The 10,000-nt window shown below is 35.1% G+C and carries 9 protein-coding genes and 1 riboswitch; of the genes, 2 read left to right on the top strand and 7 right to left on the bottom strand.

The window, feature by feature from the left end; genetic code table 11:
* Positions 1-425: 425 nt before the first annotated feature.
* The 3 genes from IDG60_RS19410 to metK all read right to left on the bottom strand — a co-directional run bounded on the left by IDG60_RS19410 (position 426) and on the right by metK (position 3,697).
* Positions 426-1,259: an aldo/keto reductase gene (locus IDG60_RS19410; RefSeq protein ID WP_000453306.1), complete on the bottom strand. Its 834-nt coding sequence runs from the start codon at positions 1,257-1,259 to the stop codon at positions 426-428.
* Positions 1,260-1,470: 211 nt separating this feature from the next.
* Complete coding sequence (locus IDG60_RS19405; RefSeq protein ID WP_000366158.1) at positions 1,471-2,379, bottom strand: nuclease-related domain-containing protein; 909 nt, start codon at positions 2,377-2,379, stop codon at positions 1,471-1,473.
* A 121-nt stretch (positions 2,380-2,500) separates the two neighbouring features.
* On the bottom strand, positions 2,501-3,697 hold the full coding sequence (gene metK / locus IDG60_RS19400; RefSeq protein ID WP_000933820.1) for a methionine adenosyltransferase: 1,197 nt from the start codon (positions 3,695-3,697) through the stop codon (positions 2,501-2,503).
* A gap of 105 nt (positions 3,698-3,802) precedes the next feature.
* A riboswitch (SAM riboswitch) is annotated at positions 3,803-3,914 on the bottom strand.
* Positions 3,915-4,068: 154 nt separating this feature from the next.
* Here metK and pckA point away from each other — a divergent pair.
* Positions 4,069-5,661, top strand: a complete 1,593-nt coding sequence (gene pckA / locus IDG60_RS19395) for a phosphoenolpyruvate carboxykinase (ATP) (RefSeq protein ID WP_000109906.1) — start codon at positions 4,069-4,071, stop codon at positions 5,659-5,661.
* A 377-nt stretch (positions 5,662-6,038) separates the two neighbouring features.
* Here the strand turns inward: pckA and IDG60_RS19390 are convergent, their stop codons facing one another.
* A complete protein-coding gene (locus IDG60_RS19390) occupies positions 6,039-6,785 on the bottom strand; it encodes an alpha/beta hydrolase family protein (RefSeq protein WP_001822900.1) in 747 nt (248 codons plus the stop codon).
* A gap of 4 nt (positions 6,786-6,789) precedes the next feature.
* Positions 6,790-7,263 carry an RNA deprotection pyrophosphohydrolase gene (ytkD, locus tag IDG60_RS19385; protein ID WP_000672013.1) on the bottom strand — a complete coding sequence of 158 codons (474 nt, stop codon included), beginning with the start codon at positions 7,261-7,263 and terminating at the stop codon, positions 6,790-6,792.
* A 65-nt stretch (positions 7,264-7,328) separates the two neighbouring features.
* Here ytkD and yidD point away from each other — a divergent pair, with 65 nt between their 5' ends.
* Positions 7,329-7,586, top strand: coding sequence for a membrane protein insertion efficiency factor YidD (yidD, locus tag IDG60_RS19380; protein ID WP_000718107.1), 258 nt, complete (start codon positions 7,329-7,331; stop codon positions 7,584-7,586).
* Here the strand turns inward: yidD and menC are convergent.
* Together menC and menE are read right to left on the bottom strand one after the other, a co-directional pair.
* Positions 7,583-8,584 (bottom strand): o-succinylbenzoate synthase, encoded by a 1,002-nt coding sequence (menC, locus tag IDG60_RS19375; protein ID WP_000778528.1) that lies wholly within the window; start codon positions 8,582-8,584, stop codon positions 7,583-7,585. The two genes, yidD and menC, sit on opposite strands and share 4 nt — an antisense overlap.
* A gap of 4 nt (positions 8,585-8,588) precedes the next feature.
* Positions 8,589-10,000: o-succinylbenzoate--CoA ligase (menE, locus tag IDG60_RS19370; protein WP_206161084.1), on the bottom strand; the 1,412-nt coding region annotated here is incomplete at its 5' end.

The following is a 10,000-nucleotide window of genomic DNA, read 5'->3' as shown; positions in this document are numbered from 1 at the left end:
CATCATTGGATTTATAGCTTGTTATATTGGCTATCATATTTAAAAATAAAATGCTTCATTCAGCAAATAGGTAAATTACGACACCTTCCTGAACGAAGCATTTTTTAATTTTCATGCAAATTTTTTAGCACCATAAAATGCCTACCAAATTTCAATAATCTTTGTTACCGTTTAAATAATGTGAATGTCAATAAATTCTCCAAACTAGTCGAAAATAAAGGGAGTGGGACAGAAATGATATTTTCTCAAAATTTATTTCGTCGTCCCACCCCGGCAAGGTTGACTAGAATTGAAAAAAGCTTGTTACAAGCGCATTTTCGTTCAGTCAACTACTGCCAATATAACTTCGTAGAGCATAGAACATTGATTTATGTCCCAGCCTGTGACAATCCATCTAACCTTTTCATCAGTTGAGTGATTTTAATCTATCCTTCAAAAGTTTTTGGATCAGGTCCAATTCTCTTATCTTGATTTAAACCATCAATTCGCGTCATTTGTTCATCTGATAATTCGAAATCAAATATTTGGAAGTTTTCAGAGATTCTGTTTGGTGTTACCGATTTAGGGATTATAACCACACCATGCTGCACATTCCATCTTAAAACAACTTGGGCAGGTGACTTTCCTAATTCTTGAGCAATGTCTTTAATTGTCTCATCATTTAAAATTTGTGCATTCATCAATGGTGACCAAGATTCCATCACGATATGTTGTGCTGCCAAATATAATTTCAATTTATGTTGCGTTAAATATGGATGATATTCAACTTGATTAATTACAGGTTTAATTGACACTTGTGCCAACAAAGCTTCCAAATGTTCAGGTTCAAAATTGCTGACACCTATATTTTTAGCTTTATTATTTTTATATAAATCTTCCATACCTTTCCATGTATCAACCATTACGGCTTCGTTCGTGCCTGGCCAATGTACTAGATACAAATCTAAGTATTTTAAACCTAATCTAGATAAACTAGCTTCGTAAGCAGCTGCTACATTTTCACGACCGAAATCCTCAAAATATAATTTTGAAGTAATAAATAAGTCTTCTCTAGCAATACCAGTTGACTCCAATCCGGCACGAATGCCAGCACCTACTTGTTCTTCATTCCCATAAACTTTTGCGGTATCAATACTACGATATCCTTGTTCAATGGCATACTTAACACTTTCCATGCAATTTTCATCATTTTCCACACGAAATGTCCCTAAACCAATTTGTGGCATCGTGTTTCCATTATAAAATGTTTTAACCTCCATAAATATCGCCTCACCTTTTTGATGTATTATACCCTGTTATCATAACAAATCTGAGTTGAATACATGAGAAAAAACACTTAGAGCAATCAACCACTAAAATTCTAGTAATATCTCTCAAACATTAATCAAATTGTAAAAGCAATTATGTTTAATTTATGACAAACTAAAAAAGCCGAAGTCACAACATATAGTCATCACTTCAGCCTAACATTTAATTGAATGATTCAATTTTATCCATCATTTGTTGTAAGTCTTCCACGTTGTATTGAATACGACCATGGAATACAAATTTGTTAAAGAACTCGTCTAATTGTTCAGCACCGACAAGCACTTTGACAGCACTATTTTGATTATAATTTGAAATCGTTACATCGCCTTCATTTTTAGGATTAAAGTATAAAATTGAAGTTGGCGTATATTTGGCACCTAATTCTTTTTGTAAGTCTTCAGCCAATTGTTTAATCGCCTCAATTTGATCTGAATAATTTACAAAAGATAATGAACGTTTGTCATCATTTTGATCCATCACAATAGTTTGTGGTCTAGATTTATCTAAATCCAATGTATCAAATACTTGTTCCATTGGTGGTAAATCTTTAAATTGACCGCCACTAATACCATTATAAACATGACCTTTTAACAATTGAGAATCAATAATATAAAGACCAGTTCTTGTTAATACTAAATGACTAATTCGTTCAATATTATTAAAGCCATCCTTTGGTAAAAAGATATTTGCCATAATGTGCATATCTTCTGGTCGAATTCGTTTTTCTTTAACTAATCTTTCACGAATACCAATTAATCTCATGTCCGTTACATATTCACTATGATTTTTCGAGAACAATTTTAATGCGTCAATCTCACGATCTTTTGTACTAACCATGTGATTATAATCTTCTTGTTGTTTTGTAATTGTCTTTTTATTTTGAATACGCTCTTTCTCTAAAGCTTCTTCATGAGACTTTTTAATGTTTTGTTCTTGTTGTTCATACTTTTCTTCTGTTTGTCGCTTAACTTTTTTCTTACTACCTAAGGTAACTAAGAAAAGGACAAAAAAGATTAATGCAATGACTACTGCAATAATGAGTCCAATGACTATCGGTGAAGATAAATCCATCACAACAACGCTCCTTTTTAATATATGAATAACTTTAATTATAATAGAAAAGCTAAAGATTTTCGATACATATTATCATTTATATACCGAAAATCTTTTATTTAGCTATATTAAATTCATCTTAATATTTTACTGCGTCTTTTAATTCTTCCACTTTGTCTAATTTTTCCCATGGGAATAATACATCTGTACGTCCAAAATGACCATAAGCAGCAGTTTGTTTGTAAATCGGTTGTTTCAAATCAAGCATTTTAATAATGCCTGCAGGTCTTAGGTCAAAGTGTTTTCTAACTGCTTCGACAAGTTGTCCTTCAGAAACTTTACCTGTTCCAAATGTATCAATTGCAATTGACACTGGTTCTGCAACACCAATCGCATATGCCAATTGTACTTCACATTGATCTGCTAAACCTGCTGCAACAATATTTTTAGCCACATAACGTGCAGCATATGCAGCTGAGCGGTCTACTTTTGTAGGATCCTTACCACTGAAGCATCCGCCACCATGACGTGCATAGCCACCATACGTATCAACAATGATTTTACGTCCTGTTAATCCTGCATCACCTTGAGGTCCACCGATTACAAAGCGTCCTGTAGGATTGATGTAGAATTTAGTTTGTTCATTAATCAAGTTTTCTGGAACAGTTGGATAAATGACATGCGCTTTGATGTCTTCTTGAATTTGTTCAAGTGTCACATCATCAGCATGTTGTGTTGATACGACAATCGTATCAATACGTACTGGGTTATCATTTTCATCATATTCAACAGTGACCTGAACTTTACCGTCTGGTCGTAAATAATTTAACGTACCATCTTTACGCACATCAGATAAACGTTTTGCCAATTGATGTGATAAATAAATTGCTAGAGGCATGTACGTTTCTGTTTCATTCGTTGCGTAACCAAACATTAAACCTTGGTCACCTGCACCTGTTGCTTCAATTTCTTCTTCGCTATCTTTATCACGATACTCTAATGCTTTATCCACGCCTTGTGCAATGTCAGGTGATTGTTCATCAATCGCAGTTAAAATTGCCATTGTTTCATAATCATAACCATATTTTGCTCTTGTGTATCCAATTTCTTTAATTGTTTCTCTAACAACTTTCGGAATATCAACATATGTTGTTGTAGAAATTTCGCCGGCGATCAATGCCATACCTGTTGTAACAGTTGTTTCACAAGCTACACGTGCATTTGGGTCGTCTTTTAAAATAGCATCTAATATTGCATCTGACACTTGGTCAGCGATTTTATCTGGGTGTCCTTCTGTAACAGACTCTGAAGTAAATAATCGTTTGTTATTTAACATAGTTTGCTCCTTTAAATTTATATTACGAAAATTCTCTCTCTGTGAGCTAAATAAAAAAGACCTTCTAACTATTAATATAGAGAGAAGGCCTAATACGTCCATTCGCTCTTATCGTTCAGACCTATTTGTCTGCAAACGGTTTGGCACCTTTCTTTTATAAAAAAAGAGGTTGCTGGGTTTCATTGGGTCCATGTCCCTCCACCACTCAGGATAAGAGAATCCGTTAAAAATAATAGTACCTAATTAATGAATTAATGTCAATTTTTCACAAATAAATTTACAGTAAAATATTGTAGATTAATTATGTTAATGTGTTATACTAATTAAATGTAAAGGCTTACATTTAAATTATCGCTTTGGAGGGATTTAGGATGTCAGTAGACACATACACTGAAACAACTAAAATTGACAAATTACTGAAAAAACCAACGTCACATTTTCAACTTTCGACGACACAACTTTATAATAAAATCTTAGACAATAACGAAGGGGTATTAACAGAACTTGGTGCTGTTAATGCAAGTACTGGAAAATATACTGGTCGTTCGCCTAAAGACAAATTTTTTGTCTCTGAACCTTCATATAGAGATAACATTGATTGGGGAGAAATTAATCAACCTATCGATGAAGAAACTTTCTTGAAGTTATACCATAAAGTACTAGACTATTTAGATAAAAAAGATGAACTATACGTATTTAAAGGCTACGCTGGTAGCGATAAAGATACAATGTTAAAACTTACAGTCATCAATGAATTAGCATGGCATAATTTATTTGCTAAAAATATGTTTATTAGACCTGAATCAAAAGAAGAAGCTACAAAGATTAAACCTAACTTCACTATCGTTTCTGCACCACATTTTAAAGCAGATCCAGAAGTTGATGGTACTAAATCTGAAACCTTTGTCATTATTTCATTTAAACACAAAGTCATTTTAATCGGCGGTACTGAATACGCTGGTGAAATGAAAAAAGGTATCTTCTCTGTAATGAATTATCTCTTACCGATGCAAGATATTATGAGCATGCATTGCTCAGCAAACGTTGGTGAAAAAGGCGATGTTGCATTATTCTTTGGTCTATCTGGCACTGGTAAAACAACCTTATCGGCTGACCCACACCGTAAACTAATCGGTGATGATGAACACGGATGGAATAAAAACGGGGTCTTTAATATCGAAGGTGGCTGCTATGCAAAAGCAATTAATCTTTCCAAAGAAAAAGAACCACAGATTTTTGACGCAATCAAATATGGTGCAATTTTAGAGAACACTGTAGTTGCAGAAGATGGTTCAGTGGACTTTGAAGACAATCGTTATACAGAAAACACGCGTGCCGCTTATCCAATTAATCACATTGACAATATTGTAGTACCATCAAAAGCAGCACATCCAAATACAATTATTTTCTTAACTGCGGATGCATTTGGTGTTATTCCACCGATTTCAAAGTTAAATAAAGACCAAGCAATGTATCATTTCTTGAGTGGTTTCACTTCTAAATTAGCTGGTACAGAGCGTGGTGTGACAGAACCTGAACCATCATTCTCAACATGTTTCGGAGCACCGTTCTTCCCGTTACACCCTACTGTTTACGCTGATTTATTAGGTGAACTTATCGATTTACATGATGTTGATGTTTATCTTGTTAATACTGGATGGACTGGCGGAAAATATGGTGTAGGACGTAGAATCAGCTTACATTACACACGTCAAATGGTAAACCAAGCGATTTCTGGCAAATTGAAAAATGCAGAATATACAAAAGATAGTACGTTTGGTTTAAGCATTCCTGTAGAAATTGAAGATGTACCGAAAACAATTTTAAATCCAATTAATGCTTGGAGCGACAAAGAGAAATATAAAGCACAAGCAGAAGATTTAATTCAACGTTTTGAAAAGAACTTCGAAAAATTTGGTGAAAAAGTTGAACATATTGCTGAAAAAGGTAGCTTCAACAAATAAATTTGAATACTAATTAAAGAGCCAACCGTTGTTATAGTCTAACAATGGTTGGCTCCTCTTATTTTATGTGCTAAAAATTTATAGGCAATTTTATTACAACAATGCACATTTAAGGTGACCTTCATGCCAAACTCGCATCACTCATTTAATGGAAGCAGCACGTCTTCACATAAAGTACCGGTTCCTTACGCTATGCATGTTGCCCCACTTTGCATAAAGTACTTATCGTTAACTCAACGCAAGTTGTTCCTATTCACAAAAAGCACATACAGTTATCTGCATGGAGCACATTTTCATTGAAAGCGCATACCCCTCATTCAACGTATATCACACATCTTCAAAGCTTGATAGTTCCCATGCGCACACCACGTTTCATACTAGCTATGCAACTCAACTTGTTTCATAAACTCTTTAATATAAGTCAATGTTTCAACCATCGCTGGTGGTCTTGGCACATGTCCTTCTGCCATTTGATAAAATGTTTCATGCGTGGCACCTTTTAACTCTAGTTGGTCCGCTAAATAATACGCATGATGAATACCAACTTGCTGGTCTTTCCCTCCATGTACAATTAATATTGGCGGACTGTTTTCATTAATGTTTGGAATCGCTTGGCGTGCCTCATATGCCGCTCGATCTTTTTTCGGATGACCAATCATTCTTCGTAGCATGCCTCTTAAATCGACACGTTCTTCATACATTAAATCAATATCTGAGACACCACCCCAGATTGTATAACTTGTTACTGGTAAGTCTTGAAATGTCAACAATCCTTGTAAACCACCTCGCGAAAAACCAACCATGTGGATAAATGCATGTGGATATTTATCATGTAGCAACCTTAATAATTGCGTCACATCATTTAAATCGCCACGGTAAAATTCGTCTTTACCTTCACTCCCATTGTTACCTCGGTAGTATGGCCCAATCACTAAAGTTTGACTATCTGAAAATTGCATTAATCTACCTGCGCGCACACGTCCTACTTGACCTTTGCCACCTCGCAAATAAACTACAATGCGATTTACTTCATGATGTGGTGTCATCATTAAAGCTTTTACTTGTAAGTCATCTGACAAATATGTAATTTCTTCGAATTGATGCGTAAAAGATTCAATTGGCATTCGTTTACGTTTGATAAAATCCAAGTGATTGCACCCTCTCTACGCATTTTAAAATGGTACTATCTTGCAGTAAGAAACTCCGTTGTGCGAGTTCAATATCATTGATACAGTTAAACAACACTGGCCCTGCTGTTTCTAAATAATCGTTCTTGCTTACCAATGATTCAACTTCGATAAAATATACATCTTTTACAAAATCAGTTTGATCATGTGTTTCAATGGTATATTGTGCTATGTAATGAATATTTTTAACTTTGGCGCCTGTTTCTTCATATAATTCACGGGTAACTGCTTCAGCACTACTTTCCCCGCGTTCCCTTTTACCACCAGGAAATTCAATCCCCCGTAAATTATGTTTGGTAAAAAGCAATTGATTTTTAAACGTTGGAATAGCTAGCACATGATTGCCATCTGCTATCTCATTATCCTTTTTAAATGTCAAATTAACTTGACGATTATCTTTATCCCTAAACTTCACGCGCATCACATCCCTACATTGTATGTTAATATAATAGTTAATTACTATCGTTGGAGGCATTAATTATGAAAAAGATATTCTTGGCGATGATTCATTTTTATCAACGTTTCATTTCGCCACTCACTCCACCAACTTGTCGTTTTTATCCAACATGTTCAGAGTACACTAGAGAAGCGATTCAATACCACGGTGCTTTCAAAGGCCTTTATTTAGGCATCCGTCGTATTTTAAAATGTCATCCGCTTCATAAAGGTGGCTTTGACCCTGTTCCGTTAAAAAAAGACAAGTCAGCAAGCAAGCATTCACATAAACATAACCATTAATATGGTTGTAATTGAGTTATATCCACTAAAGGGGGGCGAAATTCGAGTCGCCCCTCTTTTAATATGCCTGATTTAGTAACCACATCTTGATCAAAATAATAACCTGCTGGTGTAACATCTCCTGGATAATCACCTTTACGAGCAAGCATCGCTGTAAAATAACGGCTTAAACCATATTCGTACATGCCGCCAATAACCACTTTTACACCATGACTTTTCAAAGTATCAATTGCCGTTTGCACTTTATCAATGCCACCTAGACGAAATGGTTTTAATACAACAACTTTCACATTGTATAATTCTATCAAATTAATTATGTCCAACAACGATGTTGCCTTTTCATCAAGGGCTATTGGAGGTATTGTTCCATCCACTACTTCATCAAGCATGGAGATATCTTTAAATGGCTCTTCGATATAAAGAACCTGTTCACGCGCTAATAGCTGTAACTGTGTGAAATCTTGACGATCCAATGACTCATTTGCATCTATAACCAATTGAAAGTGAAAGTCTAATTCCCGTAACACTCTAATTTGATGCATGATTTGAGGCGTCCATTTTAATTTAATTCTGGTCGGCTTTGTTGCTTTCAATGACTCTAGTTGTTTATTTGATAAGCCGCTCGCTGTCGCTCCATATGCTACTGAAAATGAAGGCAGTACATGAAACATTTGATACAATGCCATGACAATAGTTGCCCTTGCAGCAGGCGTATTTTCCAATGAATCTACTAATTTTAGTGCTGCTTCATACGTTTCAAATGATTTATTTCTATTATCTTCGAACCATTGCTCAATTACATGTTTCACTGAAGCAATTGTTTCATGATCATACCAATCTGTTTGAAAAGCGTTACATTCCCCGAAATATGCATTTCCTTTGTCATCAATCAATTCGATAAACAAACAATCACGATGCGTTAAAGTGACTTTCGGTGTTACAATTTGTGACTTAAATGGCTCACTATATTTATAAAAATGCAAAGCTGTCAACTTCATCAAATCATCCTCTATACAACTTATTTCTCTGTAATTTACCCGTTGATGTATAAGGTAAAGTATCAACCTTTTCAAAGTGTTTCGGTACTTTATATTTCGCTAAATGTTTTGATAAATATGCAATCAATTGTGCCTTTGAAATGTCACTTTCACTGACAAAATATAATTTAGGCACTTGGCCCCAAGTATCATCAGGATGCCCTACACATACTGCGTCACTGATACCTGGAAATTGCTTCGCTACCGTTTCAATTTGATATGGATAAATATTTTCACCGCCACTAATAATTAAATCTTTACGTCGGTCATAAATCATAACATAACCTTCATGATCTATTTCAGCAATGTCACCTGTATTAAAATAACCATTTTCAAACGTACCCGTTAAATCTGTTGGATACAAATATCCATTCATCACATTGGCACCTTTAATCATTAATTCTCCATGACCTTCTTTATTAGGATTTTTAATTTTAACGTCAACATTGGCACTTGGCATCCCTACAGTGTCAGGACGTGCATGCAACATTTCCGGTGTTGCTGTTAAAAATTGCGAACATGTCTCAGTCATACCAAATGAATTATAAATTGGCAGGTTATATTGTAATGCCGTCTCTATCATAGTGGCAGATAATTTAGCACCGCCGAGTAATATTTTTTGTAAATTATAAGGTTCATGTAAACCTTGTTGCATAAGCCAATTTAAAGTTTGTGGCACAAGCGAAATGTGCGTGATTCGTTCATTTTTAATCATCGTTAAAATTTGTTCGGCATTGAATTTATCAACAATGCGCACAGTAAAACCTTCAATAACAGCTCTTAAAAGTACACTGAGACCCGAAATATGATAAATCGGCAAGACAGATAGCCAATTAGTGTCACGATCAAATCCCAAGCTCTCTTTACATCCGATTGCACTGGCATAATGATTACGAAACGTTTGTGGCACCGCTTTTTGAGGGCCCGTTGTCCCTGATGTAAACATAATTGATGCAATGTCATCTAAATTAAATGATGTATTTAATATGTTGGACGGCGACTCTTTCGGCACCACAGTTTCATTCGATGTATCATATTGGATACCCATTGTGTTGTCCAACAAACCGTTCGTTGTAATATCCCTTCCAGCGAATTCAATATCATCCAGCGATACAATTTGAAACCCTCGCAATTCCAGTGGCAAGGTACAAAAAATCAATTGTACATCGATTGACCTCATCTGATTCGTCATCTCATTAGGTGTCAACCTTGTATTAATCATCGCAATTTCAATATTTGCCAACCAACATGCATGTATTAAAATGATCGATTGAATCGAATTATCTATGTATAGCCCGACACGAGATTGTTGATAAGCCTTGAGTCTTTTAGCCAATAGACTCGCTTCACAGTATAAATTTTGATAAGTATAAGATT

Source organism: Staphylococcus sp. EG-SA-2 (genome assembly GCF_017152085.1).
This window is presented reverse-complemented; position numbering and strand designations above follow the sequence as displayed.